The following is a 26,096-nucleotide window of genomic DNA, read 5'->3' as shown; positions in this document are numbered from 1 at the left end:
ATTGCCGTACCTGTACGCTGCGTCCGGCCCCTCGGCCACCTCACGTTCACCCGGTTCACCCGGCCGCACCGGCGAGAGGATCCGCCCCTGACTGTCGACCGCCTCAACGAACTCCTGTTCGCCGGCGCCCTGATCCTGCTCCTCGCCGTCGCGGCGGTGCGGCTGACCTCCCGCACCGGGCTGCCCTCGCTGCTCCTCTACCTCGCCATCGGCATCGCGCTCGGCGAGGGAGGGTTCGGGGTCGACTTCAGCGACGCGGAGCTGACCCAGGTCATCGGATACGCGGCGCTCGTCGTCATCCTCGCCGAGGGCGGCCTCTCCACCCGCTGGCGCGACATCAGGCCCGCCATCCCGTCCGCCGCCGTGCTCGCCACGCTCGGCGTCGGCGTCAGCGTAGGGGTCACCGCGGCCGCGGCCCACTTCCTGGTCGGGCTCGCCTGGACGCCCGCGCTGCTGATGGGCGCGGTCGTCTCGTCGACCGACGCCGCGGCCGTCTTCTCGGTGCTGCGCCGCGTCCCGCTGCCGAGGCGGCTGACGGGCACGCTCGAGGCCGAGTCCGGCTTCAACGACGCCCCGGTGATCATCCTCGTCGTCGCCTTCTCCGACCCGCACCACACCACCACGTGGTACGTCCTGCTCGGCGTGATGGCCCTTGAGCTGGCCATCGGCCTGGTGATCGGCCTCCTCGTCGGCCGCGTCGGCGCGCTGGCGCTGCGGCATGTGGCGCTGCCCGCGTCGGGGCTCTACCCCATCGCCGTGCTCGGCTTCTGCGTCCTGGCGTACGCGGGGGGCGCGCTGGCGCACGGCAGCGGCTTCCTCGCCGTCTATGTGGCGGCGCTCATGCTGGGGAACGCCGGGCTGCCGCACGGCCCGGCCACCCGCGGCTTCGCGGACGCGGTGGCGTGGGTGGCGCAGATCGGCCTCTTCGTGCTGCTCGGGCTGCTGGTCAACACGGGCGCGCTGTGGCCCGCGCTGGTCCCGGCGCTCGTCGTCGGGGGCGTTCTCACGCTGGTGGCCAGGCCGTTGTCCGTGGTGCTGTGCCTGCTGCCGTTCCGCCGGGGCTGGCGCGAGCAGGCGCTGCTTTCCTGGGCCGGGCTGCGCGGCGCGGTGCCCATCGTGCTCGCGATCATCCCGGTGGTCGGCGGGGTCGAGGACAGCGAGCGCATCTTCAGCATCGTCTTCGTGCTGGTCGTCGTCTACACCCTGGTGCAGGGGCCCACGCTGCCGTGGCTGGCCAGGCGGCTGCGGATCACCGACGACGAGCAGACGGTGGACGTGGACATCGAGTCGGCTCCGCTCGACCGGCTGCGCGGCCATCTGCTCTCGGTGGCGATCCCGTCGGCGTCGCGGATGCACGGTGTGGAGGTCCGCGAGCTGCGGCTGCCCGCGCAGGCGGCGGTGACGCTGGTGGTCAGGGGCGGCACGAGCTTCGTGCCCGAGCCCTCCACGGCGCTGCGGCGCGGCGACGAGCTGCTCGTCATCGCGACGGACGAGGTGCGGGACGCGACGGAACGGCGGCTGCTCGCCGTCGGGCGCGGCGGCAAGCTGGCGGGCTGGCTCGGGCAGCGCGGCAGCACGGGGCTGCGGCGACCGCGGGAGTGAGCGGCGGTTGGAGTGGGGGGCGGTGGAAGGGAGGGGCAGTGGACTTGGAGGGCCGGAATGCTGCACGATGGACCGTCGTTAGCACTCCATGACCATGAGTGCCAGGAGGGTGACGTGCCGACGTATCAGTATCAGTGCACCGAGTGCCACGAGGGCCTTGAAGTGGTGCAGAAGTTCACCGATGACGCCCTGACGGTGTGCCCGGCGTGCCAGGGGCGGCTGAAGAAGGTGTTCTCGGCCGTCGGCATCGTGTTCAAGGGCTCCGGCTTCTACCGGAACGACAGCCGTAGCTCGTCGTCCTCCGGCAGCCCCGCGTCCTCGGGCGGCAAGAAGGGCGGCTCGGAGTCCTCCGGGGCCTCGTCCTCTTCTTCCTCTTCTTCGTCCTCCTCGGACTCGTCGTCCTCTTCTTCTTCGTCGGGGTCGTCCGGGTCGTCGGGCTCCTCGTCCGGGTCGTCGGGGTCGTCCGGGTCGTCGAAGGGGGCCTCGTCGGGCTCGTCGTCGAGCGCCGCGGCCTCTGCCGCATGAGCCAGGGCGCCCTCGACGGGCGAGGGGCCGAGATCGGCGTGATCGGCGGGTCGGGGTTCTACGCGTTCCTCGACGATGTGACCGAGGTCACCGTGAACACGCCCTATGGCGAGCCCAGCGACGCGCTGTTCGTGGGCGAGATCGCCGGGCGGCGGGTGGCGTTCCTGCCGCGGCACGGCAGGACGCACCGGCTGCCGCCGCATCGCATCAACTACCGGGCGAACCTCTGGGCCCTGCGCTCGCTCGGCGTCCGGCAGGTCCTCGGCCCGTGCGCGGTCGGCGGGCTCACCGCGGAGTACGGTCCCGGCACGCTGCTGGTGCCGGACCAGCTGGTGGACCGCACCAAGGGCAGGCAGCAGAGCTTCTACGACGGTGAGACGCGCCCCGACGGGCAGCAGTCCAACGTCGTGCACGTGTCGTTCGCCGACCCTTACTGCCCATCGGGGCGCGAGGTCGTGCTCGCGGCCGCGCGGGACCACGGCTGGGACGCGGTGGACGGCGGCACGATGTGCGTGATCGAGGGGCCGCGCTTCTCGACGCGGGCCGAGTCGCGCTGGCACGCCGCCCAGGGGTGGTCCGTGGTCGGCATGACCGGGCACCCCGAGGCGATCCTGGCCCGTGAGCTGGAGCTGTGCTACACGTCCGTGAACCTGGTCACGGACCTGGACGCGGGCGCCGAGGTGGGTGAGGGCGTCTCGCACGCGGAGGTCCTCGAGGTCTTCGCGGAGAACATCGGGCGGCTGCGCGACGTGCTGTTCGACGTCGTGGGCAGGCTGCCCAAGGACCGTGACTGTCTGTGCCCGACCGCGTTGCTCGGGCAGGACCCGGGGATCGCGCTGCCGTAGCCCGCCGCGATGGGGCGGGGCCGGCTCCCTCACTCGATCGGGTGAGGGAGTTTTCCACAGGCTGGGGGTTGTCCACAGGGCCCGGCGGGATCGTGGGGAAGCGGGCACGGTGGTGCCATGCAACGCGTCACGACGTCAGGTCAGCGGCCCTCGGCCGGTCCCTCTTCCTCCGCGTCCTCCTTCACCATGCCCGGCTCCATGCCCGGCTCCACGCTTGCCTCCGTGCCCGGCGCCGCGGGCGTTCCCATGGGTGTTCTCCCGGCCGTCACGCCGTCCGTTCCCGTGCCCGATTTTCCGCCGGTCCGCCCGCGGGGCGCGCGGTGGTGGCTGCCGCGCGGGCCGCGTCGACGGCGGCGGCGGGCGCTCGGCGCCGCGCTCGCGGTCATGACGGCGGTGCTCGCGCTGCTGCTGCCCGGCGTGGGTGGCTCGCGCGACGGGTCCGCGGCGGGCTCCGTCGCAGGTGAGCGGGCCGCCACCGCGGGGTCGGAGCCCTCGGCCGCGCCCGACGACCTCGTCATGGCGCCGGTGCGCATCGCCGACGCGGAGGCGGTGCGGCTGCTGCGGCCAGGGGACCGCGTCGACGTGCTCGCGGCGCGGGCCGGGCCCGACGCCGGTGCGGCGGCGCGGGTGGTCGCGCGCCGGGCGCGGGTCGCGTCCGTGCCGGGCGGCGGGGCGGCCGAGGGGGCGTCCGCCCCCACCGACGGCTCGGGCGGCGCGCTGGTGGTGCTCTCCGTTCCCCCGGCCACGGCCGCGGAGTTGGCGGGCGCGGCGGCCGCCGCGGAGCTGGCGGTGACCCGGTGGTGAGCGTCCGCCGGGGCCGCTCGGTCACCGGGGGAAGATCATCGGGGTGGTGGCCGGATTGGACAGCCCTACGGCGCCTGTTGCAGCGTGGTCCGCTGCGGCTCCGCGGCAGGCGCGGAGCCCGGGACGAGAGGCGGATCGGTGACCGAGCGCAAGGGCGTCGTGGCGGGGGCGAAGGAGACGCTGGCGGGCTTCCGCGCCTTCCTCCTCCGGGGGAACGTGGTGGAGCTGGCCGTGGCCGTCGTCATCGGCGCCGCCTTCACCAACATCGTGAACTCCGTGGTGGAAGGCATCATCAACCCCCTGGTCGGCGCCTTCGGCACCCAGGATCTCGACGCCTACCAGTCGTGCCTGCGGGGCCCGTGCGAGGTGAACGACGCGGGCCAGATCGTGAACGGCATCCCGATCCGCTGGGGCTCGGTGCTCAGCGCCTCGCTGACCTTCGTGATCACCGCGGCGGTCGTCTACTTCCTGATGATCATGCCCCTCACCCGGTACATGGCGCGGCGGGCGGCCAAGGCGCCCGCGGAGCAGCCGCCGGAGACGGAGGTGCAGCTGCTCGCCGAGATCCGGGACGAGCTGGTCGCCCAGCGGCGGGCCAGGGAGGCGGCGGTGGCCGTGGGCCCGCAGCGCTCGGTGGAGCGGGACAGGGAGTAGCGGGACAGGGGGTAGTGGGACAAGGAGCGGCGGGACCGGGGGCAGGGCGCTCGCGATCAGAGGTGGTGCGGGGGCCGCTCGCGCAGGAAGCGGGCCAGGTCCCCGGAGCCCGGGTCATCGGGGCTCTCGTCGCCCCAGCCCGGGTCGGTGTCGTCGCTCGACGGGCGCTCCAGCGGGTCGTCGAAGTCCAGTCGGCTCGCCGGGTGGGCGGGCGACCGGCCGGGCCGGGCGTGGTCGTTCATATGGCCAGGATACGGCCGGGGCGGCAGCGTCTCGGCGGCCAGCGCCTCGTGCCACCAGCGGTCCCGGCCCGGCTGCCACGGCACGGGCTGGGCCAGCTGCCGCACCACGAAGACCCGCTCCACATCGGGGCAGCCGGTCAGGGCACGGTCGAGCGCCGCCTTGACGCCGTGCACCCGCCCGTCGACCAGGCAGGCGTCCGCGCTGACCAGGACCCGGGCGCCCGAGCTCTGGATCCGCTGCCGGATCAGGCTGGGGTGCCGCCCGACGGGCAGCGAGACGCGCACGGCCGAGAGGCTGACACAGGCGAGCGTCACGGTCACCGACTCGAGGCACATCGGCAGCATGACCGCCACCGGGTCGCCGGGCACCACGCCCAGCCGGGCCAGGGCGTGGGCCGCCCGTTCGCCCTCGCGCACCAGTTGCGTGTGGTTGAGGACGTCGGTCGGCCCGGAGCCGCTCCCTCTGCCCTCGTGATCTCCGGACATGACGCGCAGCATCCCGGTCGGCGATTGACGATCGATAAACGTCCGGTGGACGGGCCGGTCGCGTGGGGGACCCGTGGTACGGATGTGCCATGGATCGAGCGACATCGGCGGTCGCGGGCGAGCGCGACGCGCTCACGGACGTGGCCGGGCTACGGGTGGGGCACGCCCAGCGGATCGGGGGTGGCTGGCTGACCGGGACGACGGTGGTGCTGTCGCCCGAGGGCGGGGCGGTGGCGGCGGTGGACGTGCGCGGCGGCGGCCCCGGCACGCGGGAGACGGACGTGCTCGACCCGCGGAACCTGGTGGAGCGCGTGGACGCGGTGCTGCTGAGCGGTGGCAGCGCGTTCGGGCTCGACGCGGCCTCGGGAGTGATGGCCTGGCTCGAGGAGCGGGGGCGTGGCTTCCGGATCGGGCCCGAGCCATGGCAGGTGGTGCCGATCGTGCCGGGCGCGGTGCTGTTCGACCTGGGGCGCGGCGGGGACTGGCGGGCCAGGCCGGACGCGGCCCTGGGCCGGGCCGCCGTCGAGGCCGCGGCGGCCACGGGCCCCGGCGCGGCCGTCGCCCAGGGGAGCGTGGGCGCGGGGACGGGCGCGGTCGCCGGCGGGTACAAGGGCGGGATCGGCACGGCCAGCGCGGTGCTGCCCTCGGGGGCCACCGTGGCGGCGCTCGCCGCGGTGAACGCCGCCGGCTCCCCGGTCGACCCGGCGACGGGCGCGCTCCACGGCGAGCCGGGGCGCGTTCCGGCGGCGGCGACGCATGCCGAGGCGGCCCGGCGTCTCGATCGGGCGATGGCGGCCACCGCCACGCGGGCGGCGGGGGAGCGGCCTCCGTTGAACACCACGCTGGCCGTCGTGGCCACCGACGCGGCGCTGTCCGTCGCGCAGGCGCGGAAGCTCGCGGGCACGGCGCACGACGGGCTGGCCAGGGCGGTGCGGCCCGCGCATCTGATGACGGACGGCGACACGGTGTTCGCGCTGGCCACGGGGGAGCGCCCTGGGTCGGGCGGGGGGTCGCCGATCGAGGTGGCGCTGGCGTTCAACGGGCTGCTCGCCGCGGGGGCCGATGTGCTGGCCCGCGCGGTGGTCAAGGGGCTGCTCGCCGCCGAGGGCGTGGAGACCCCGGGTGGCGTCTTCCCTTCCTACCGGGAGCTGTACGGCGACCGGTGACCCCGGAGCGTTCGTGCGCGTCCGGGGACACCGGCTCTTCCATCGTGTGGCCGTCCCCGTCCCCCCGGCAACCCGGACGGCGAAGCGCCCGGCCCCGCGAGGGGGTCGGGCGCTTCGAGAGGGCCGGTCGGCGCGTCAGTGCGCCATCACAGGGACGACCGTGTCGGCCTCGGCGCCCTCGCCTCCGGCCGCGACCTGGGCGTGGCCGCCGCCCTTGCGGTTGATGAGGACGGCGGAGATCACGGCCGAGCCGAGCAGGATGAAGAAGCCCCACCAGACGGCGGCCGTGTAGCCGTGCACCATCGACTCGAACGTCAGGGTCTGCTCATCGGTGGCCCCGGCGATGTGGTCGGTGAAGTACGCGGTGGTCGCGCTGGCCGCGATGGTGTTCAGCAGTGCGGTGCCGATGGCGCCGCCGACCTGCTGCGACACGTTCACCATGGCCGAGGCCACGCCCGCGTCCGACGGCCGGACGTTCTCGGTGGCCAGGCTCATCGCGGGCATGAACGCCGTGCCGAGCCCCAGGCCGAGCAGCACCATCGACGGCATGAGGACGCTGGTGTAGGAGCTGTCCAGGTTCATCCGGGTGAGCACCAGCATGCCCAGGGCGGCGGTCAGGAAGCCGGGGACCATCAGGTTCCGCGGGGCCACCCGGGTCACCAGGCGGGCGCCGATCTGCGTCGAGCCGATGATCATGCCCGCCACCATCGGCAGGAATGCGATACCGGTCCTGACCGGTGAGTAGTCGCGCACGATCTGGAGGTAGTAGGTCACGAACAGGAACACACCGAACATGGCGATGCTCGCGAGGCCCAGGGCGGCGTAGGAGCCGCCTCGGTTCCTGTCGGTCAGCACCCGCAGCGGCAGCAGCGGGGACTTCACCCGGGCCTCCACGATCACGAACAGCGCGAGCAGCACGACGGCCGAGACGAACATGGCGACCGTGCCGACCTCGGTCCAGTCCTCGTGCTCGGCGCGGGCGAACCCGTAGACCAGGGCGACCAGGCCGAGCGAGCCGAGCACCACGCCGGGGATGTCGAGGGACGAGCCGTCCCTGGTGGTGTTCGGCTCCCGGATCACCAGCACCGCGCCCAGGGCGGCCACGGCGGCGAAGGGGATGTTGACGAAGAACGTCCAGCGCCAGTCCAGGTAGTCGGTCAGCGCGCCGCCGAGCAGCAGGCCGACCGCGGCACCGGCACCGGCGATGGCGCCGAAGACGCCGAACGCCTTGGCCCGCTCCTTGGCGTCCGTGAACAGCACGGTCAGCAGCGACAGCGCGGCGGGTGCCAGCAGCGCGCCGAACACACCCTGGAGGGCGCGGGAGGCGTACAGCATGGCTTCGTTCTGCGCGGCGCCACCCAGCGCGGAGGCGAGCGCGAAGCCGATCAGGCCGATGATGAAGGCCCGGCGCCGCCCCCACAGGTCGGAGATGCGTCCGCCGAACAGCAGCAGACCACCGAAGGCCAGGGCGTAGGCGGTGATGATCCACTGCCGGTTGCCGTCGGATATGCCCAGGTCGCTCTGGGCCGATGGCATGGCGATATTCACGATGGTGGCGTCGAGCACCACCATGAGCTGCGCCAGGGCGATGAAGATCAACGCCTTCCAGCGCGAGGGGTCGAGAGCGCTGTGAGCTTTGCTCACGGCGGTTTCTGGTGGCATGGAAGCAGCTACCTCACGTGACGATTGGTGCAAAAAGGATGGGCGAGAACGTCTCGAAGGGAGGACTCGGCGCCCGGGGGAAACTCAGCGTCGCGGTCCTGTCCGCGCCGAGGGTCCGGTCGGACGTCGGGTGGTGTTCAGGGCGTCGTCAGCAGAACTCTTCCTTGAGGTCTTCCAACGTGATCGCCGCGCCGGGAAGCTCGCTGCGCGGCGGGGTCCGCAGGCCGTCCAGGAAGATCTGGAGGTGGCGGCGGGCCATGGTCGTGTCGCTGCCATGGGTCCCGGGAACGGGGAGGGTGAGCCGGGCCACCGCGACCAGCAGGTCGCCCGCCCCGACATCGCGCCGCAGCTGCCCCGAGGCGTGTGCCCGGTCGATCAGCTGCTGCGTGATCCTCTGCATGCGATCCCTGCTGGCCAGCAGTCGCGGATCCTCGTGGTCGAGGCCGAAGCTCAGCATCGGGCACAGGCCGCCGACGCGCTCCTCGGCCGCGTGCAGGATCATCGACCTCAGGGCCTCGAAGGGGTCATGCTCGGTCTCCAGCGTTTGTTGAGCTCGCCCGACGATGCGCTCGTTCACGTAGAGGAGCACGTGGAACAGCAGCGACTCCCGGTCGGGGAAGTGCCGGTACAGCGTGGCATTCCCGACGCCGGCGCGTCGAGCGATTTCGTCCAGGGGCACGTGTGGCCCCTGGTCGACGACGGCCTCCCGGGCCGCGGCGAGGATACGCTCGCGATTGCGCACGGCGTCCGCGCGCGTCCGCGCGCGCAGGCCCCTGCTCGTCGAGGTCGCACCCATGGTCGTCACTCCCGGGGATCTGAACGCCTCCCGGCGCTCCGGTGAACAACCGGGGATGGAGTCCCCGGTTGAGAACACTCTCCAAAACGGAGAAAGCTTCCCCGGTTATTTCGGGTGCTGATGTGTTCCGCGTCACATCGGCGGCGCCAGGGGGCGCGCTGCCTCCGGGGCGCCCCCTGGCCCGGCCCCCGAGACGCGGAAGCGGCCGGGCCCGGCGCCCTCACCGGCGCCGGGCCCGGCCGCTGCTTCCATGGATCCGATTCCATGGATCCGACCCCACGTCGGACCACGCGTCCGACCGCGTGTCGGATCAGGCGGCGGCGTCGAAGCCCGAGTCGTTCGCCATGCGCTTGAGCTCGAGCAGCGCGTGCTTCTCGATCTGCCGGATCCGCTCCCTGGTGAGCCCGTGCTGCTTGCCCACCTCGGTCAGCGTGCGCTCCCTGCCGTCCTCGATGCCGTACCGCGCCCTGATGATGGCCGCGGTGCGGTCGTCGAGGCGGCCGATGAGGTCCTCCAGACCCTCGCGCCGCATCATCACCATGACCGACTGCTCGGGCGACGCCGCCGAGGTGTCCTCGAGCAGGTCACCGAACTGGGTCTCGCCCTCGTCGTCCACCGGCATGTTCAGCGAGACCGGGTCGCGCGCCCAGTCCAGGACGTCCTGGATGCGCTCGGGCGTCGTGGCCAGCTCGCCCGCGATCTCCCCGGGCTCGGGCTCGCGGCCGTGCTCACGGTTGAACTCCCGCTGCACGCGCCGGATCCGGCCCAGCTCCTCGACCAGGTGGACGGGCAGCCTGATGGTCCGCGACTGGTCCGCGATGGACCGCGTGATGGCCTGGCGGATCCACCACGTCGCATACGTCGAGAACTTGAATCCCTTGCTGTAGTCGAACTTCTCCACGGCCCTGACCAGGCCGGCGTTGCCCTCCTGGATCAGGTCGAGCAGCGGCAGGCCGCTGCGCGGATAGCGCCGGGCGACGGCGACGACGAGCCTGAGGTTCGCGCGGATGAACGCGTCCTTCGCGCGCTCACCCGCGGCCGCGAGCGCCTCGAGCTCCTCGCGGGTCGCCGTGGCCGCCGCGCCACCGGCGGCCGGCTCCTCCTCGCCCCGCAGAAGGCGCTCCGCGTACAGCCCCGCCTCGATCGCGAGAGACAGCTCGACCTCTTTCGCCGCGTCGAGCAGCGGGGTCCGGGCTATCTCGTCGAGATACATCCCGACCAGGTCGCGCTCCGTGGCATCGCTGCCCACGCTGGAACGGACACTGCCCGTCGCTTCGACACTGTCATCGGTGTCCGGACGCCGGGCGACGGCACGGGTTGCCATACGTGCTCTCCCTTGCGAAGTGATCAGAACGGATCGGAGCGGGGTGCCCCCTTGGTTTCCCGCGTCCGTAACGAATCAACGACGGGAATCCGGACAGAATTCCCAAGCGGTGCATCTTTTTTCCCCGGTGCAGTATCCTGCCCCGCCGCACCGCTCCCGCTGTCTCTCCCCCGGCCTCTCCCCGCATGTCCCCACATCCCTGAAGACGAACGAATCGCGCGGTTAGTTGCTTCCCGTTGTTTCCGCTTCCCCCGGTTCCGCCGGTTCTCCCCGTTCCCCCCGTTCCCCCGGTTACGTCCGGGTACCCAACGCCCTGCCCCCCATGCGACCGCGGTGCTCTGGTGGGCCCGCCCCGCCGCCTGTAGGTTTCCCGTCAGCGCCTGCCCCGTCGGCTGGGGAGCCCCGGGGGCGCCGGGGACGGGGGCGAGGACGGGACAGGGGGCGGGACCTCATGGCCAAGCGCGAGGAAGGCCGCGACGGCGCCGTCCGGCGTTGGGTCGCCCACCGCCGCAACACCGAGCTGGCCCTGATCGTCTTCGCGATCGCCATCGTCGCGTTCGGGCACTCGGCCGCGAACCTCGCCATGGAGGAGGAGCTGCCGACCGGCCTGCTCGCCCACACCGCGGGCCTGGGCGCGCTCGCCATCGCCGCGCACCTGGCCGTGCGCCGGTTCGCGCGGTACGCCGACCCGTTGATCCTGCCGGTCACCGTGCTGCTCTCCGGGATCGGCCTGGTCCTGCTCGACCGCCTCGACCACGCCTACGCCCAGCAGTACCCGCCGGACAACTACCAGTCCGCGCCCGCCGCCCCCGACCAGGTCATCTGGACGGTCGTCGGCGTCGGGCTGCTGATCGCCACGCTGGTCGTGCTGCGCCACCACCGCGTGCTCCAGCGGTACACCTATCTCGGCATGGCCGTCGCGATGCTGCTGCTGATGGCCCCGGCGTTCTTCGGCGCGGACCAGTTCGGCGCGAAGCGGTGGATCACCGTGGGGCCGCTGTCCGTCCAGCCCGGCGAGTTCGTCAAGGTCATGATCGTGATCTTCTTCGCCAGCTACCTCATGGCGAACCGCGACGCCCTCGCCCTCGTCGGCCGCCGCTTCCTCGGCCTCGCCCTGCCCCGCGGGCGCAACGCGGGACCCGTGCTGCTCGTCTGGGCGGTCAGCCTGGTCGTCCTCTTCTACGAGCGCGACCTGGGCACGTCGTTGATCTTCTTCGGGGTCTTCGTCCTCATGCTCTACGTCGCCACCGAGCGCACCAGCTGGGTCGTGCTCGGCGGCCTGATGGCCGCCCTCGGCACCGTGGTCGTCGCCGCGACGCAGCCGCATGTGAAGGGTCGTGTCCAGGCGTGGCTCGACCCGATGGCGATCTTCCTGCCCGAGGGCGAGCGCCCGCCGGGGCTGATATCGGACCAGTCGGCGCAGGCGCTCTTCAGCTTCGGCGCGGGCGACCTCACGGGAACGGGCCTGGGCGAGGGCCACTCGTACCTGATCGGCTTCGCGGGCCGCAGCGACTTCATCCTGGCCACGGTGGGCGAGGAGCTCGGCCTGGTCGGCGTGACGCTCGTCCTCCTCCTCTACGCGCTGCTGATCCAGCGCGGCATCAGCGCCGCCCTGTCGGTCACCGACCCGTTCGGCAAGCTGATGGCGATGGGCCTGTCCGCGGTGGTCGCGCTTCAGGTGTTCATCGTCTCGGGCGGCGTCACCGGGCTGATCCCGCTCACCGGCAAGGCGCTGCCGTTCCTCGCGCAGGGCGGCTCGTCGACCGTCGCCAACTGGCTGCTGGTCGCGCTGCTCATCCGCGTCAGCGACAGCGCGGGCAAGTCGAGCACCGAGCCCGCGGGCAACGCCACCATCCTCACCCCGGTCATCGCCGACCCCCTCCTCCCGCCCCGCACCCCGCGCCCCTGATCCCCCGCACGCCCGCTCAACCCCCCTCGCACCGCCGCATGTTGGAAGGACCCGACCATGCACCTCGCCGACGACGCCCGCGCCATGACCGACGACCTCGTCCAGCTCCGCCGCGCGCTGCACGCCATCCCCGAGGTGGGCCTCGACCTGCCACGCACCCAGGAGGCCGTGCTCGCCGCGCTCGACGGGCTGCCGTTGGAGATCGGCACAGGGGCGGGCCTGACCTCCGTCACCGCCGTGCTGCGCGGCGCGCGCCCCGGGCCGACCGTGCTGCTGCGCGGCGACATGGACGCGCTGCCGGTCACCGAGCGCACGGGCCTGCCGTTCGCCGCCGAGGCCGACCGCATGCACGCGTGCGGCCATGACCTGCACACGACGATGCTCACAGGGGCCGCCCGCCTGCTCTCCGCGCACCGGGACCGGCTCGCGGGGAACGTCCTGTTCATGTTCCAGCCGGGCGAGGAGGGCTTCGACGGGGCGGGGCACATGATCGCGGAGGGGTTGCTCGACGCGACCGGGGAGCGCCCGGTGGCGGCGTACGCGCTCCATGTGATGTCGCACACCTGGGAGTCGGGCGTCTTCACGGCGCGCGGCGGCCCGGCGATGGCGGCGTCCAACGTCCTCGAGGTCACGGTCAACGGCGCGGGCGGCCACGGCTCGGCCCCGCACCGCGCGAAGGACCCGATCCCGGCGGCGTGCGAGATGGTGACCGCGCTCCAGACGTGGATATCGCGGAGCTTCGACGTGTTCGACCCGGTGATTCTGACCGTCGGGACGTTCCACGCGGGCACGCAGTCGAACATCATTCCCGACAGCGCGACGTTCCGCGCCACCGTCCGCAGCTTCTCCGACGAGGCGCGCGCCCGGCTGCGCGAGGGAACGGTCGCGCTGTGCGAGGGCATCGCGGCGGGGCACGGGCTGACGGCGGACGCGACGTTCTTCGAGCAGTACCCCGTCACGGTCAACGACCCGGCCGAGACCGCCTTCGCCGCGGGGACCGTGCGCGAGGTGCACGGCGAGGAGCGCTACGCGCCCATGGAGAACCCGATCCTCGGCTCGGAGGACTTCTCGCGGGTCATCGACGCCGTGCCCGGCGCGATGATCTTCCTGGGGGCCACCCCGGCGGGCGCCGACCCCGAGGCCGCCCCGGCCAACCACTCGCCGCTGGCCGCGTTCGACGAGGCGGTGCTGCCCGACGGGGCGGCGCTCTACGCGGAGCTGGCCGTGCGGCGCCTGTCCGCCGCTGCGCCGAAGGAGGCGCCCGCGGCGGCCTGAGGCAGCCTGAGGCGGCGCCCCCTCCCTCTCCTCCGCCGCCCCCTCCTCCGCCACGTCCGCCGCCACCCGGCTGGCCCCCCGTCGCTGCGCGGGGCACGCTCTTCCGCCGTAGCGTGAATCCGACATACCGGGAGATTCTTCCTCTCTCGGTGTCGCTGGTCGGAGCGAGCGCGACGGCGGAGACAGCGGAGGAGGGTGGCGGACATGGCGTGGCAACCGGGCCTCGGACCCGCGGCGCACAAGACACCGAACGCGCCGGGGGACGCGCCGGCGGAGGACGAGGGCGCGCGCGCCGGGCAGGCGCTCCTCGGCGAGCGCGAGGCCGAGGCGTACCTGCGGGCCGCGTGCTTCACCGCCGGCCCCCCTGGCCGCACCGGCGTCGAGCTCGAGTGGCTGGTCCGCGACCCCGCCGACCCCGGGCGGCTCCCACCACCCGGGGTGCTCGACGCCGCCCTCGCCCCCCTCGCCGAGCCGGGCGCCCTCCCCGGCGGCGGCCGCATCACACGCGAGCCCGGCGGCCAGATCGAGCTGGCCAGCAGCGCCTCCCCGACCCTCGCCGACTGCGCGAAGGCCGCCGCGGCCGACATCGCCCAGCTGCGCGCCGCCCTCGCCGACGCGGGCCTGGCCGCCGTCGGTCTCGGCCTCGAGCCCCGCCTCACCCCGCCCCGCACCCTCGACCACCCGCGCTACCGCGCGATGGAGGGCTACTTCGACCGTTTCGGACCCGCGGGCCGCGTCATGATGCGCGCCACCGCGTCCGTCCAGATCAGCCTGGAGGCGGGCGACGAGAGCGACGGCGTCACCGGCTACCGCCACCGCTGGCTCCTCGCCCACCGCCTCGGCCCCGTGCTGGTCGCCGCGTTCGCCAACTCCCCGCTGTGGCGCGGCCGTCCGACCGGCTGGAAGTCGACGCGGCAGGCGCTGTGGGCCCGCATCGACCCGGGCCGCACCCGACCGCCCGACCCGGCCGAGGCCACCGGCGACGCCCTCGACGCCGCCGACGCGCGCGACGCCCCCGAAGGGAGCAACCCCCGTGCGGACTGGGCCCGTTACGCCCTGGACGCCCAGCTGCTCTGCGTCCGCCGCACCCCGCCCGCGCCGTGGGCCGCGCCCCCGGGGCGGACGTTCCGCTCGTGGCTGCGCGGCCCGTTCGGCGAACGCCCCCCGCGCCTGGCCGACCTCGACTACCACCTGACCACCCTCTTCCCGCCCGTACGCCCGCGTGGCTGGCTGGAGTTGAGGATGATCGACGCCCAGCAGGGCGACGACTGGACCGTCCCGCTTGCCGTCGCCACCACCCTGCTCGATCACCCCGACGCCGCACGCGCCGCGTGGGAGGCCACCGAACCCCTCACCGGTGGGCGCCCGTTGCCCCGCCCCGACCTGTGGCTGCGCGCCGCCCGACTCGGCCCCGCCGACCCGCCGCTCGCCACCGCGGCCCACGCCTGCCTCGCCGCCACGGAGAGCGCGCTGGCCCGCGACCCCGCCTGCGCCGAACTGCGCCGCGCCGTCGCCGACTTCACCGAGCGTTACCCAGCGCGCGGCCGGTGCCCGGCCGACGACCAGCTCGACCCGTTCGACCAGCGCGAAGGAGCCAGGCGATGAGTGAGCACACCCTCGCCCCGGAAACGACCGTCATCCCCGTCCGCGAACGGGCCCGCATCGCCCTGTCCACCGCGCGCCGCCGCACCCAGGCCCTCACCGACTGCCTGCCCGAGCCCGAACTCACCGCGCAGCACTCGCCGTTGATGTCCCCCCTGGTGTGGGACATGGCGCACATCGGCAACCAGGAGGAGCTGTGGCTCGTGCGCCGCGCGGGCGGCAGGCCCGCGCTCCGCCCCGATCTCGACCCGCTCTACGACGCGTTCAGGCACCGCCGCGCCGACCGCCCCGCGCTGCCGCTGCTGCGCCCATCCGACGCCCGCCGCTATCTCGCGGGCGTCCGCGACCAGGCCCTCGACGTGCTCGCCTCCGCGCCCGACCCGGGCGACGGCTTCCTGTTCGGCATGATCGCCCAACACGAGCAGCAGCACGACGAGACCATGCTCGCCACCCACCAACTGCGCCGCGGCGCCGCCGTGTTGAACGCGCCACCCCCGCCGCGCACCGCGCCCGCCACCCCGCTGCCGCGCGAAGTCCTCGTCCCCGGAGGGCCGTTCACCATGGGCGCCACCGGCGACCCCTGGGCCCTGGACAACGAACGCCCCGCCCACCCCGTCGACGTCCAGGACTTCTGGCTCGACACCGTGCCCGTGACCAACGCCGCCTACCAGGAGTTCATCGACGACGGCGGCTACGACGACCCCCGCTGGTGGCAGCCCGACGGCTGGCTGCACCGCAAGCGCGCCGACCTCGCGGCCCCCGCGTTCTGGCGCCGCGACGGCTCGGGATGGGTGCGCCGCCGCTTCGGCGTCACCGAGCCCGTTCCGCCGGACGAACCGGTGCTGCACGTCTCGTGGTTCGAGGCCGACGCCTACGCCCGCTGGGCCGGGCGGCGGCTGCCCACCGAGGCCGAGTGGGAGAAGGCCGCCCGCCACGACCCCGCCACGGGCCGCTCACGGCGCTACCCCTGGGGCGACGACGCGCCCGACCCCGCGCACGCCAACCTCGGCCAGCGCCACCTCAGGCCCGCCCCCGCCGGGTCCTACCCCGCGGGCGCCGCGCCCTGCGGCGCCCGCCAACTCCTGGGCGACGTATGGGAGTGGACCGCCACCGACTTCACCGGCTACCCCGGCTTCGCCGCGCACCCCTACCGCGAGTACAGCCAGGTGTTCTTCGGCGCGCTCCACAAGGTGCTGCGCGGCGGCTCGTTCGGCACCGACCCCGTCGCGTGCCGGGCCACCTTCCGCAACTGGGACTTCCCCGTCAGACGCCAGATCTTCGCGGGCTTCCGCACCTGCCGGGGCGCGGAGCCGGGCTGATGTGCCGCCACCTGGCCTATCTCGGCCCGCCGCGCCCGCTCGCCGAGCTGCTGACCGACCCGGCGCACAGCCTCTACGAGCAGTCCTACGCGCCGGCGCACGCCCCCCAGCAGGCGGAGGCGCCCACGGTCAACGCCGATGGCTTCGGCATCGGCTGGTACCCCCCGGGCAACGGCGCGGGCCCGGTGCGTTACCGCCGCTCCGTGCCCATCTGGGCCGACGCCAACCTGCCAGGGCTCGCCGCGGTGATCCACAGCGGGGCCGTTCTCGCCGCCGTCCGCGCCGCCACCCCCGGCACCAGCCACGACGAGGCGGCCTCGGCGCCGTTCGCGCTCGGCCGCTGGCTGTTCAGCCACAACGGCTCGGTGCCGCGCTGGGAGTTGCTGCCCGCCGACACCGACGAGCCGCTGACGGCCGCGGAGTTGCTCGGTATGGAGGCCCGCAGCGACTCCGCCCTGCTGTGCGCGATGACGGCGCGCCGCCTCGCCGTGGGCCGCCCGCTCGGCGAGGCGCTCGCCGACGTCGTCCGCCGCACCACCACCGCGCGCCCCACCGCGCGCCTCAACCTCCTGATGACCGACGGCCACGCGATCGCCGCGACCCGGCACGGCAACAGCCTCTGGTACCGCGCCGTGTCCGACGAGATCACCGTCGCGTCCGAACCCGCCCCCGACGAGCCCGGCTGGCGCGAGGTCCCCGACCACTCCCTGCTCCTGGCCACCACCCGCACCACGGAGATCGAGCCCCTGTGACCGTGTGACGTTCGAGTGAAGGGATTTCCCGGATGCGCATCACCCTCGACAACCGCCTGCCCGCCGACCACGCGGCCCGCGCCCTGCGCGCCGACGCCGGGACCGCGTTCACCGAACGGCCCCGCACGCTGCCGCCCAAGTGGTTCTACGACGCCCACGGCAGCGTCCTGTTCGACCGCATCACGCGGCTCCCCGAGTACTATCTGGCGCGCGCCGAGAAGCAGATCCTGCGCGCCCACGCCGCCGAGATAGCCGAGCTGACCGGCGCCCGCACCCTGGTCGAGCTGGGCTCGGGCACCTCGGAGAAGACCCGCGTCCTGCTGGACGCCCTGACCGAGGCGGGCACGCTCAAGCTCTACGCGCCGGTGGATGTGAGCGACACCACCCTCGAGGGCGCGGCGGAGAGCCTGTGCCGCGACTACCCCGACCTGTCGATCGCCGCGACGGTCGCCGACTTCGAGACGGACCTCCCCCTGCCGGGCGCGGGGCCGCGGCTCGTGGCGTTCCTCGGCTCCACCCTCGGCAACCTCACCCCGGACCAGCGCGCCGCGTTCCTCGCGCGCCTGCGCTCCGTCCTGACCCACGAGGGCGACGCGCTGCTCCTTGGCGTCGACCTGGTGAAGGAGCCCTCGGCGCTGATCCGGGCCTACGACGACGACCAGGGCGTGACGGCGGCGTTCAACAAGAACGTCCTCCGCGTCCTCAACCGCGAGCTGCACGCGACGTTCGACCTGGGCGCGTTCGACCACAAGGCGATCTGGAACGCCGAGGCGGAGCGCGTGGAGATGCGGCTGCGCGCCCGCGTGAGCCACTCCGTGGAGATCCACGACCTGAACCTCACCGCGGAGTTCGGGCGCGGCGAGGACATCCTGACGGAGATCTCGGCCAAGTTCCGGCGGGAGCCGCTGACCGAGGAGCTGACCCGCGCGGGCCTCCCCCCGACCCACTGGTGGACCGACCCCCAATCCCGCTTCGCCCTCCTCCTGACCACCCGCACATGACCGACCCCGCTACACTGGGCCGAGCCCGGCCTCAGTAGCTCAGGGGATAGAGCACCGCTCTCCTAAAGCGGGTGTCGCAGGTTCGAATCCTGCCTGGGGCACGTGTGTGAACGCCCCGGACCGGGACCGGTCCGGGGCGTTCGCGTGCGTGGTGCGTGAACGGACGGGGAGTTGATCTCCCGAACATCGCCCGACGGATCGACATCACCCGGCACGGGCCCTCCCGTGTTGTCGGGCTCGGGCTCCCCCTCGAAAGTGGCGTCTCTCGCGGTGGCGCGAGCACGCGGTACGAGCCGGGCCGTTGATCAGCGCGCCCTGGAGGACGCCCGCCACCCGGCACGCGTACTGATCTGGCGCGTGCGGAGGCTCACCGCGGCGCAGATGCCCAACGGCCCGGCGTCCGTCCTCACCGCACAACCGTCGAACGCACGTCGGCGCTGACCACCGCCTCGCCCTCTCCGTGATGGGTCACGTCAGGGATCGGAAGAACGCGCCAGGCTTTCCCGGACCACAAGGTTGCTGGTGTGCAGGGCCGCCGTCAGCTCCCCTCGCAGCTCGTCCGAGAGGATTCCTGAGTTGAGGCCGCAGGCGCGTACCAGCGCACGGCAGTCCTCCGCCTGCCGTTCCGTGGCGAGCGCGGTGAACAGCGGGTGCGCCAGAGTCTCGCGTGCCGCGTAACCGTCCTGGGCTTCCACCGTCCTGTGGTGGAGATCTTCGACGACGCGGTGCGCGGCGGGCGAAGTGGCCGAGTCGATCAGGCCGAGAACCGTGAGGCCGAGTCGGATGGCGAAGACGGTCATCCCAGGTTCGGCCTGCCGCTCAAGAAAGGCGGTGACCAGGTCCGCCAGTTCCCCGTCGGCCGACTGCCCGGCGTCGCGGCGGCACAGGACCGTCAGACAGGCCGTGACGTCCTGTTCCCATCGGTCGCCGGGCAGCGTGGCGGCGAGGAGAGCAGCGGCTGCTTCCGTTTTGCCCGCGACGAGCGCGGCGAGTACGGCCACCTGACGCCCGTCGAGCATCCGTTGCCCCACTCCGCGGTGAGCCTCGATGTGCGCCAGGGCCTCGCTCCAACGGCCCTCGGTGGTGAGGCTGCGGGTGCCGTCGGCGAGGAGCACACGCCACAACCACCCCCGGACCTCGTGGTGGTCCTCGTCGGTCGAGGTGAGATCCGCCGGGACCGCGATGCCTTCGAACCGCGCAGCCGCGCTCGCTTCGACCGCCTCATGGAGGGCAAGCAGTCGTCGACGTCCCTCGTCCGCGCGGCCGGCGCGAATCCGAAGGCGGGCGAGGTTGACGACCGGTTCGAGACCTCGGATCGCGCTCATGCCGGGCAGGGGGCAGGCACGGAGGTAGGCGGCGGCGTGCTGGTGGCACATCTCGCGCGCCAAGTCGGGAAGACCAAGGTCGGAGGCGATGAGCGCCGCCTGGTTGTAGACGGCCGATGCGAGACCCTGGTCGCCCTGCCGCACCGCGCTGTCAGCGAGTTCGACGAGGCTCCGCACACGTTCCCGCAGGGGCAGGCACGCGGGGCGGAAGCGGGCGACGAGCGGGAAGCGCCGGGCTATGGGGCCGTGCGGGTCCATGTTGTCCCCCGGGGTGGGAGTACGGGCTTGCTGTGGCGACGGTGCCCGCCGCCGGGCGCTGGCGGGCACCGATCACTACACCTCAGGTGTCACTGCCAGTCGACGACGATCCGGTTCAGCAAGGTGTCGAGGGCGAAGAGACCGGGGCGCTGTTCGATTGCCGGGGCGTCCAGGGCCTGGATCTCGAACGTGGCCTCTCGACTGCGGAATTCCTGGTCCCAGGTGCGGATGGCGTCGGCCACCCTCGCGGCCAACGCGTCGCTGCCGGGGCCGTGGCCGATGACTCCGAACTCCCAGAGCTTGTCGCCCTCCGGTGTCTTCCTGTCCGACGGGCGCCTGGCCAGGTAGGTCAGGGCTCCCTTGTCGACGGTGGCGGTGGACGAGGGGTAGGGGTCATCGGTGAGCAGGCCGCCCTTGGCGGTTTGCGGGAACAGCATCCGCATCAGGCCGGAGGGGAGGGAACACGTGACGAACAGCTCCATCCACTCCGGCGACTCCATGGCGCGGACCGTCATCCCGGTCCACTCCTCAACGCGCGGCTGATCCAGGACACCGGCGAGGGCGTCAGCATCCAGGCTGAGCCCGGCCGGGGCATGGAGCCGGACGGTGCCGTCGGCGCTGAGCGGGATGATGCGGCGGTCGTCGTCGGCGATGCCGCGCCGGAGCGGCATGAAGGTGTTCATCTCGCTGCCGAGGGACAGCCATCGGCCGTCGCGCTGCTCGTAGGCGACCGAGCGGCACACCGTGCCCTTGAGACGCTGGGGAACGAGCAGTCGGCCGCCGGGCGCGAGCTGCTCCAACCAGGTGTGCGGCACGCCGTGCGCGCCCACCGTGGCGACGATCCGGTCGAATGGTGCCCCTTCGGCGAAGCCGAGGGCGCCGTCGCGGGTCACGGCTGTGACGTTGGTGATCCCGGCGGCGGCGAGGTGCGCTCGGGCGCCTTCCACGAGGTCGTCGTCGACATCGAGGGTGGTCACCCGTCCGCCCGCGCCGACCAGATGGGCGAGCAGACCGGCGTTGTAGCCGGTGCCGGCGCCGAGTTCGAGGATGTGCTCGCCGGGCTGGGCGTCGAGCTGGTCCAGCATGAGGGCGACGACGCCTGGCTGAGAGGCGCAGGAGATGGACGTGCCGTTGGCGTCGTACTTGATGTGCACCGGCGCGTTGGCGTACGCGTCTTCGAGTGAGGCGTCAGGCACGAACAGGTGGCGCGGCACGCTCCGCAACGCGTCCTCGACGGCGGGAGTGCGGGCATGCCCGTCCGCCTGGAGCTGGTCGACCAGAGAGTTGCGGAGGCGCTCGGCGTCCGCCGTGGGTGTGGCGATCGTGTCGGTCTTCACCGCGCCGACGCTATCGGCGCTGGGTGTCGCCTCGGTGCGCGACGCGGTGGGTTCACTCGTTCCCATGACTGCCTCTCGTGCGATGGTGAACAGCGCGTTTTGGTCGTCCCGGAGGAGACCAGCGCGGTTGGCGTGAAAGATCAGATGGTGGGCGAGGATGGCGCGCAGGCCCCGGGTGAGCACGCCTCCGCTGGCGAGGTCGGCGAGCGTGGCCCCGGCGCTTTCGAAGGCGATCACCCACCCCTCGTGGCCATGGAGCGGGCCGTCCGGACGGCAGAGGCTGCGGGCATCGGCGGACATGAGCTTCCGTACGGCCGGGGCCAGTTCGCCCCGGCGCTCGGGCGGTAGGGGATGGAGGGCCGGCCGAAGGGCGACTACCTTGGCCCACACGTCGCCCTGCTCGAACCAGTCGAGCCCGGCGCCGCGCATCATGGCGCTCGCCAGCAGGACGACGGTCTCCCGTTGGCCCAGGCGTTTCGGTCCTGGTGAGTAAGTGAGCAGATGGCGGGAGTCGTCGTGGAACAGCGCGTGGGCGGCGTCCATGCCGTCCGAGCCGCCGAACGCCTCGGCCTCGGGCCCGTAGACCTGGGGCAGGCAGGACACGGCCGAGCCGTCGCGGACGAGATCACCCAGCAGCGCTTCGACCGCGGGTGACGGCTTGTCGGCGCGGTAACGCAGCGGCCAGGGCTGCTTGTTCATGAACCACCACCCGGTGAGCTGCCCTTCGGCCTCGGCCTCGACCAGGGTGGGACCGATGCGTTCGACGACGGCGCGCCGGGCGGTCTCGCGGTCGCGAAAGGTGATGCTGTGCTGCTGCCAGCGATGGGGAGGCATGGGGAGTTCCTTCGGCCGGTGGTGGATCAGGCGATGAGCAGGCAGGTGTCCCAGGCCGACCTGGCTGGAGTGACGGTGGTGGGCGCGAGGAGCGCCAGGGCTGTGCCGGCCGCGCCGTCGAGGAGTCCGGGGCCCTGCTTCTCGTCTTGAACGAGCGCGCCCGCCACGTGCTCGGGGTCCGTGCCCGGCGAAATGACCGCGGCCAAGGGAACTTGGAGCGCGGCACGGAGCTGACCGACCGTCGTGGGGTGCGCGTCTTCAGCGACTCGGGCGGCGACATGAGCGAGACCGGCGAAGCCGTGGCACAGGCCGCTGTCGGTCATGGCCCTCAGCTGGTCAGGATCGGCGAGGGCGGCCACGAGCGCGTTCTCCGCGTCGATCTGGCGGTTCGTGTCGCCGAGGGCGAGGGCGGCGAGTTGTTGGGCGCGCGCGAGGCCGGCGGTGCCATAGCACCAGGACGGCCGCCGAGGCCGGTACGGGGCAAGGCGACCGTTGCGCAGCTCTTCCCGGGCGACCCAGTACGGCCAGGCCGCTGCGCCGCCCGTGCATTCCCGCCAGCGGTCCAGCCAGGCCAGGATGGTGCGCAGCGCCGCATGGTGGCCGTTGACGAGGGTTCCGTTCCGTGCGGCGAGTGCGAGGAGCGCCAGCACGCCGCCGATGCCGTGTGCCATGCCGGTGTTGGCATGCCCGCCGGGGAATCGGTCGTCGGGTCTGCCGGAAGGTCCCGTCGGCGTCCACCAGCCCGGCAGGCGCGCGTCGTTGTGGGTGATCGGTTCGGTGAGGCGCACGCAGTAGTCGAGAACCGCGCGTTCGGTCGGGCCGTCGGGGCCCCGGCGCAGAAGATGGGCGCCGTATCCGGTCAGTCCCCGGATGGCGTCGAACTCGGCGAGCTGCGGCAGAGATCCGGCGTCGATGCGACGGTGCGCGGTATCGAGACGGCGCCTGACGTCCACGACGATCTGCCGGTCCAACGTGTCCAGGGCGCGTCGGTAGGAGCCGGGAAGGTGATCGGCGGCGCAGGCCAGGGCGTGGGCGAAGGCGGGCATCCCGTAGAAGGGATGACTGTGGGGGCCACTGGTGAGCGGCTGGCCGGAGGCGGCGGCGAGCCACTCGTGGGCGTGCCGCCACGGCCCCATACCGCGCGCGGCTCGTTCGATGTGCAGAAGCGCGATGCCGGGCAGGCCGTAGGCGAGATGCTGCCGGTGTTTCCGCAGGCCCGGGACCGTACCTGGGTCGGCGAGCTGGGAGGCAACGGCGTTGACCAGGCTGAGCGCGAAGCGGGCGGTCACGTCGGCCTCCCGGTGGTGCGTGCGGTCCAGGCCAGCGCTGCGGCACGCGCGAGGTGGAGGCACACCTCTTCCTCGGGGAAGTTCACGGCGACGTGGCGTACGAAGTGGACGTGCAGCAGGGAGGTGAGGACATCGTCGAGGACGATGCCCTGGGTGTCCGGGCCGGGAAGGTGCTTCCGGTACGCGGCGAGCGCCTCGTCTCGCCTCGCCCACCCCGACGCGACGGTGCCTCCGCCCGGCACGTCGCGCAGCGCCGCCCAGTCGTCCGACGGGTCGGCGAGCCGTACGACCTCGGTGAACTCCGCCCGCGGCACGGGCACCGGGGCAGCCGGCGGGATGTGGTCGATCAGCCACCGCGTCCCGGCCTCGACGCCACCGAGGAAGGCGGAGGAGATGGCGACGGTGTGGGCCGCCACCAGCGCGCGTCGGCCCGGACGTCGTGGCTCGGTGAGCTGGGCCAGGACAGCGCGCGAGTCCGCCCGGAACACCTCTTCGGCCGCCTCCCAGGCGGCGCCGGAACCCCAACGGCCCATCTCGCGGTAGGAGGTGAGGTAGCGCAGGTCTGCCAACAAGCCGGCGCCCCGCAGGTCGTCGGCCCAGGCGCTCACCGTTCGGGCCGTGTCGGTGAAGGCTCCCAGCTCGCGGAGCCCGATGCGAACGCGGAGATGCTGAGCCGGGTCTCGGAAGCGGATGAACCACCATGGCGGGTCGCCGAGTTGTTCGAGGAGACGGGGAACGTGCCGGGCGAGCAGCACGTCCTGCCGCCGAGGATCGCCGTAGAGGGCGGCCAGAAGCACTGAGGATCCGGCGGGCATCTGCACCTGAGCTGCGGAGAGGTTCCGTGCGAGGGCGGGGGCGGGCAGCTCCGGCCACGCCGGCGGGCGTGCCGCCTTGAGCGGCACCACGAACTCGTGGGCTCGCCCGCCGCACCAGCCGTATGCCTCCGGCTCCGGAGCCTCGACGAGTACGGCGAGTCCCGAACGGTTGAGGTGCTGGCGCAGCAGCGTCCGGTGGCCCGCCTCGTCGAGGTCGAGGAACAGGCGCCGGTCGCCCTCGACGAGATGGACGCGGCGGGGCAGCCGCCACCGGGCCCTCCAGTTGCTGAGCGCCGCCTCCCACTCGGACCGAAGGCAGCCACGGTCCGGCCACTCGGCTGCCTCCACCCGCCAGCGCGCCGGAGCCAGTACCGTCCGCCCATGCCGCAGGCGCGGAAGGTAGGGCATCGCCGCGGCGGCGCCCCAGTCGAACACAGTGACCTGCGCGCACTGGGCGCGGGACAGCTCGCTGAGGAAGCGCGCCAACGGCGGGGTGTGCGTGTGCGGGTTCAGCGCGTTCATCCCGACGGCTTCGACGCGGTGGCCCCGCTCCGGGGCGGCCAGGTACATGCGGCGGCCGTCGCACCCCACCGCCAAGTCATCCGGAGTGAGGACGGCGTCCTCCGGGGCGCGGTGCTCTTGGAGGCTGATCAGGGTGGGCAGGACCCGCGGGGCGCGGGTGACATGTGCGGTCTCGGCGCTCAGCGGGGGGAAGGACAGTTGCGCGGGCACCGTGCCGCCGTCCGCGACCGGGAGGTCCGACAGCTCCGCAGCCAACGCCTCTCGGTCGTCCGGAGCCAGCACGCCGAGGAACCGGCCCGTGGAGACACCGGCACCACGGGTGACACTCACCACCTCCAACCGAAACCGCCCCTGCCGCAAGGCGTCCAGGCTGGCCGCGTGCACCCGGACCCCGACCTCCAAGTGGGGCGGCAGCCGAGGCTCGTCGGGGCCGACGTCCAGGGCCTCGATCACCTCGTCGGTGAGGACCACATCGTCCCTTCCGTCGAGCGCGGCGGCCTGCGCCAAGCGCACGAGGACGTCATCCCGCGCGGAGATCCGGGGGCGCCGCGCGCCGGCCGGAGTCCCCGGGTAGCCGTCGGGATAGCCGGTACCACTGTCCGCCACGACTTCGGCGAGCGGCACCAGCGTGCCGATCCCGTACCGCTCGTAGAACCGCTGGTGGTATTCGTTCCACGCGGCGGTCCCGTAAGGTCGAGCGCTCACTCGGGTCAGGACAAGGACGGCGCGCTCGATCTCCCTGGCCACCTCATCCGGCAGGACGATCCGCGCGTCCACCCGCAGGTCCAGCGCCAGGGGATGACGGCGCAGACCGGGAACGATGGCCCGCATCCGCTCCGCTGCCCGTTCCCGGCCGCCGGGCGAGCCGCACGTGTCCAGGGCCTCCCGGACAGTGTGCAGTTCGGAGATCTGGACCACGTCTCCCGCGCTCACCGCGTCGAGTTGCCCGAGCAGATATCCGAGCGCATCGGTCTCGGTGCTCGGCGCGTGCAGGCTGGTGATCAACACCCGCCTTCGGATCAGTTCTCGCAGCAGCCCCCTCGCCTTCTCCTGCCCGGCCTCGGGAAACTCCGCCCGGAGTGCGTCCCGCAGCGCACCAAACCGGATGGGTGCGTGAGCAGCGGCGAGGACCGCACGCACCGGTTGCGTCAGGGCCAGCGACGCCTCGACAGCACGAGACTGGTCATCCTGGGCATCGGACTGGAAGGGGACAATGAGCCGGTCGTCCCGGCTGGTCACGGCGCTGTTGACGACAACGGGCAGGCATTCCAGAAGCTCCGGGCGCGACTCCAGCCGCTCGACCACGGCAGCCAACCACTCGGCCCCCGCACGGGCGACGACCACGTGCTCCTCGCCCCAGTCCGCACGCGCCCGTGGACCGAACTCCGCAGTCGCCACGCCGGCGAACAGGCCGAAGGGCGTCGCCCGATGCTGGGCCCGCATCAGGTAACGGGCCACGGACAAGGCCGCCCGCCGGACATCCCGCCGGGGAGGGCGCTCGTTCACGCACAGGGCGTGTACCCGGTCGGCCAGCACCGGGCTGGAGTGCCGCAGCGCCTCCGCCAGGTCCCGGTCCGCCCAGACCTCCCGCAACCACGCCGCTTGAGCGGCCACTCCGTCGGGCGAACGTTCGTCGAGATCGGGACATGGGGGCACCGGCCGCGAAGGCCGGGCCACGGCGCGCACGAGGGCGGTGGCGCCGGCTCGGAACGTTGCGGGCGGAGCAGCCATCGATGACCTCCGTAGTTAACG

General features: G+C 73.1%; 20 protein-coding genes and 1 tRNA gene. 13 read left to right on the top strand and 8 right to left on the bottom strand.

Features of this window, described 5'->3' with window-relative positions; all coding sequences use genetic code 11:
* Window positions 1-87: 87 nt before the first annotated feature.
* The 5 genes from D7318_RS29105 to mscL all read left to right on the top strand — a co-directional run bounded on the left by D7318_RS29105 (window position 88) and on the right by mscL (window position 4,430).
* The gene (locus D7318_RS29105; protein ID WP_230424200.1) at window positions 88-1,602 is read left to right on the top strand and encodes a potassium/proton antiporter; all 1,515 of its coding nucleotides are present in this window, start codon (window positions 88-90) and stop codon (window positions 1,600-1,602) included.
* 114 nt (window positions 1,603-1,716) lie between these two features.
* The gene (locus tag D7318_RS29100; protein WP_120700231.1) at window positions 1,717-2,127 is read left to right on the top strand and encodes an FmdB family zinc ribbon protein; all 411 of its coding nucleotides are present in this window, start codon (window positions 1,717-1,719) and stop codon (window positions 2,125-2,127) included.
* The gene (locus tag D7318_RS29095) at window positions 2,124-2,972 is read left to right on the top strand and encodes an S-methyl-5'-thioadenosine phosphorylase (RefSeq protein WP_120700230.1); all 849 of its coding nucleotides are present in this window, start codon (window positions 2,124-2,126) and stop codon (window positions 2,970-2,972) included. The genes D7318_RS29100 and D7318_RS29095 overlap by 4 nt, the downstream gene beginning before the upstream one ends.
* A gap of 246 nt (window positions 2,973-3,218) precedes the next feature.
* Window positions 3,219-3,776, top strand: coding sequence for an RcpC/CpaB family pilus assembly protein (locus D7318_RS29090; RefSeq protein WP_120700229.1), 558 nt, complete (start codon window positions 3,219-3,221; stop codon window positions 3,774-3,776).
* A 138-nt stretch (window positions 3,777-3,914) separates the two neighbouring features.
* Entirely contained in the window at window positions 3,915-4,430 is a 516-nt protein-coding gene (gene mscL / locus D7318_RS29085; protein WP_230424194.1) for a large conductance mechanosensitive channel protein MscL, read from the top strand.
* Between the two features lie 56 nt (window positions 4,431-4,486).
* On the opposite strand, the gene D7318_RS29080 is transcribed toward mscL, so the two are convergent.
* Window positions 4,487-5,158 (bottom strand): AMP-binding protein, encoded by a 672-nt coding sequence (locus tag D7318_RS29080; RefSeq protein WP_120700252.1) that lies wholly within the window; start codon window positions 5,156-5,158, stop codon window positions 4,487-4,489.
* Between the two features lie 89 nt (window positions 5,159-5,247).
* Here D7318_RS29080 and D7318_RS29075 point away from each other — a divergent pair, with 89 nt between their 5' ends.
* Window positions 5,248-6,324, top strand: coding sequence for a P1 family peptidase (locus D7318_RS29075; RefSeq protein WP_120700228.1), 1,077 nt, complete (start codon window positions 5,248-5,250; stop codon window positions 6,322-6,324).
* A 135-nt stretch (window positions 6,325-6,459) separates the two neighbouring features.
* On the opposite strand, the gene D7318_RS29070 is transcribed toward D7318_RS29075, so the two are convergent.
* The 3 genes from D7318_RS29070 to D7318_RS29060 form a co-directional block, all read right to left on the bottom strand.
* On the bottom strand, window positions 6,460-7,986 hold the full coding sequence (locus D7318_RS29070) for an MFS transporter (protein WP_120700227.1): 1,527 nt from the start codon (window positions 7,984-7,986) through the stop codon (window positions 6,460-6,462).
* A gap of 148 nt (window positions 7,987-8,134) precedes the next feature.
* A complete protein-coding gene (locus D7318_RS29065) occupies window positions 8,135-8,782 on the bottom strand; it encodes a TetR/AcrR family transcriptional regulator (RefSeq protein WP_120700251.1) in 648 nt (215 codons plus the stop codon).
* 310 nt (window positions 8,783-9,092) lie between these two features.
* Window positions 9,093-10,106, bottom strand: a complete 1,014-nt coding sequence (locus D7318_RS29060) for a sigma-70 family RNA polymerase sigma factor (RefSeq protein ID WP_120700226.1) — start codon at window positions 10,104-10,106, stop codon at window positions 9,093-9,095.
* Window positions 10,107-10,557: 451 nt separating this feature from the next.
* Between D7318_RS29060 and D7318_RS29055 the strand changes: the two genes are divergently transcribed.
* From D7318_RS29055 to D7318_RS29025, 7 genes are all read left to right on the top strand, one after another.
* A complete protein-coding gene (locus D7318_RS29055; RefSeq protein ID WP_120700225.1) occupies window positions 10,558-12,015 on the top strand; it encodes an FtsW/RodA/SpoVE family cell cycle protein in 1,458 nt (485 codons plus the stop codon).
* Between the two features lie 57 nt (window positions 12,016-12,072).
* On the top strand, window positions 12,073-13,290 hold the full coding sequence (locus D7318_RS29050) for a M20 metallopeptidase family protein (protein ID WP_120700224.1): 1,218 nt from the start codon (window positions 12,073-12,075) through the stop codon (window positions 13,288-13,290).
* A gap of 204 nt (window positions 13,291-13,494) precedes the next feature.
* The gene (gene egtA, locus D7318_RS29045; protein ID WP_120700223.1) at window positions 13,495-14,895 is read left to right on the top strand and encodes an ergothioneine biosynthesis glutamate--cysteine ligase EgtA; all 1,401 of its coding nucleotides are present in this window, start codon (window positions 13,495-13,497) and stop codon (window positions 14,893-14,895) included.
* Entirely contained in the window at window positions 14,892-16,211 is a 1,320-nt protein-coding gene (gene egtB / locus D7318_RS29040) for an ergothioneine biosynthesis protein EgtB (protein ID WP_120700222.1), read from the top strand. Before egtA ends, egtB begins: the two co-directional genes overlap by 4 nt.
* Complete coding sequence (gene egtC / locus D7318_RS29035; protein ID WP_120700221.1) at window positions 16,211-16,963, top strand: ergothioneine biosynthesis protein EgtC; 753 nt, start codon at window positions 16,211-16,213, stop codon at window positions 16,961-16,963. Before egtB ends, egtC begins: the two co-directional genes overlap by 1 nt.
* Before the next feature lie 32 nt (window positions 16,964-16,995).
* Window positions 16,996-17,964 (top strand): L-histidine N(alpha)-methyltransferase, encoded by a 969-nt coding sequence (egtD, locus tag D7318_RS29030; protein WP_120700220.1) that lies wholly within the window; start codon window positions 16,996-16,998, stop codon window positions 17,962-17,964.
* 28 nt (window positions 17,965-17,992) lie between these two features.
* Window positions 17,993-18,065, top strand: a tRNA-Arg gene (locus D7318_RS29025).
* A 372-nt stretch (window positions 18,066-18,437) separates the two neighbouring features.
* On the opposite strand, the gene D7318_RS29020 is transcribed toward D7318_RS29025, so the two are convergent.
* From D7318_RS29020 to D7318_RS29005, 4 genes are all read right to left on the bottom strand, one after another.
* The gene (locus D7318_RS29020) at window positions 18,438-19,547 is read right to left on the bottom strand and encodes a hypothetical protein (RefSeq protein ID WP_120700219.1); all 1,110 of its coding nucleotides are present in this window, start codon (window positions 19,545-19,547) and stop codon (window positions 18,438-18,440) included.
* An 89-nt stretch (window positions 19,548-19,636) separates the two neighbouring features.
* Window positions 19,637-21,718, bottom strand: a complete 2,082-nt coding sequence (fxlM, locus tag D7318_RS29015) for a methyltransferase, FxLD system (RefSeq protein ID WP_120700218.1) — start codon at window positions 21,716-21,718, stop codon at window positions 19,637-19,639.
* A 26-nt stretch (window positions 21,719-21,744) separates the two neighbouring features.
* Window positions 21,745-23,007 carry a lanthionine synthetase C family protein gene (locus D7318_RS29010; protein ID WP_120700250.1) on the bottom strand — a complete coding sequence of 421 codons (1,263 nt, stop codon included), beginning with the start codon at window positions 23,005-23,007 and terminating at the stop codon, window positions 21,745-21,747.
* On the bottom strand, window positions 23,004-26,075 hold the full coding sequence (locus D7318_RS29005; protein ID WP_120700217.1) for a lantibiotic dehydratase: 3,072 nt from the start codon (window positions 26,073-26,075) through the stop codon (window positions 23,004-23,006). The genes D7318_RS29010 and D7318_RS29005 overlap by 4 nt, the downstream gene beginning before the upstream one ends.
* Window positions 26,076-26,096 lie beyond the last annotated feature (21 nt).

Source organism: Streptomyces radicis (genome assembly GCF_003626575.1).
Classification (GTDB): Bacteria; Actinomycetota; Actinomycetes; order Streptomycetales; family Streptomycetaceae; genus Streptomyces; species Streptomyces radicis.
Note: the sequence above shows the minus strand (reverse complement) of the source record. Positions and strands in the feature narration are given on the sequence as shown.

Excerpts from the sequence above, each read along its gene's own strand:
- D7318_RS29095 (WP_120700230.1), top strand. The coding sequence starts at position 2,124 with ATGAGCCAGGGCGCCCTCGACGGGCGAGGGGCCGAGATCGGCGTGATC.
- D7318_RS29090 (WP_120700229.1), top strand. The coding sequence starts at position 3,219 with ATGGGTGTTCTCCCGGCCGTCACGCCGTCCGTTCCCGTGCCCGATTTT.
- D7318_RS29080 (WP_120700252.1), bottom strand. The coding sequence starts at position 5,158 with ATGTCCGGAGATCACGAGGGCAGAGGGAGCGGCTCCGGGCCGACCGAC.
- D7318_RS29075 (WP_120700228.1), top strand. The coding sequence starts at position 5,248 with ATGGATCGAGCGACATCGGCGGTCGCGGGCGAGCGCGACGCGCTCACG.
- D7318_RS29070 (WP_120700227.1), bottom strand. The coding sequence starts at position 7,986 with ATGCCACCAGAAACCGCCGTGAGCAAAGCTCACAGCGCTCTCGACCCC.
- D7318_RS29065 (WP_120700251.1), bottom strand. The coding sequence starts at position 8,782 with ATGGGTGCGACCTCGACGAGCAGGGGCCTGCGCGCGCGGACGCGCGCG.
- D7318_RS29060 (WP_120700226.1), bottom strand. The coding sequence starts at position 10,106 with ATGGCAACCCGTGCCGTCGCCCGGCGTCCGGACACCGATGACAGTGTC.
- D7318_RS29055 (WP_120700225.1), top strand. The coding sequence starts at position 10,558 with ATGGCCAAGCGCGAGGAAGGCCGCGACGGCGCCGTCCGGCGTTGGGTC.
- D7318_RS29050 (WP_120700224.1), top strand. The coding sequence starts at position 12,073 with ATGCACCTCGCCGACGACGCCCGCGCCATGACCGACGACCTCGTCCAG.
- egtA (WP_120700223.1), top strand. The coding sequence starts at position 13,495 with ATGGCGTGGCAACCGGGCCTCGGACCCGCGGCGCACAAGACACCGAAC.
- egtB (WP_120700222.1), top strand. The coding sequence starts at position 14,892 with ATGAGTGAGCACACCCTCGCCCCGGAAACGACCGTCATCCCCGTCCGC.
- egtC (WP_120700221.1), top strand. The coding sequence starts at position 16,211 with ATGTGCCGCCACCTGGCCTATCTCGGCCCGCCGCGCCCGCTCGCCGAG.
- egtD (WP_120700220.1), top strand. The coding sequence starts at position 16,996 with ATGCGCATCACCCTCGACAACCGCCTGCCCGCCGACCACGCGGCCCGC.
- D7318_RS29020 (WP_120700219.1), bottom strand. The coding sequence starts at position 19,547 with ATGGACCCGCACGGCCCCATAGCCCGGCGCTTCCCGCTCGTCGCCCGC.
- fxlM (WP_120700218.1), bottom strand. The coding sequence starts at position 21,718 with ATGCCTCCCCATCGCTGGCAGCAGCACAGCATCACCTTTCGCGACCGC.
- D7318_RS29005 (WP_120700217.1), bottom strand. The coding sequence starts at position 26,075 with ATGGCTGCTCCGCCCGCAACGTTCCGAGCCGGCGCCACCGCCCTCGTG.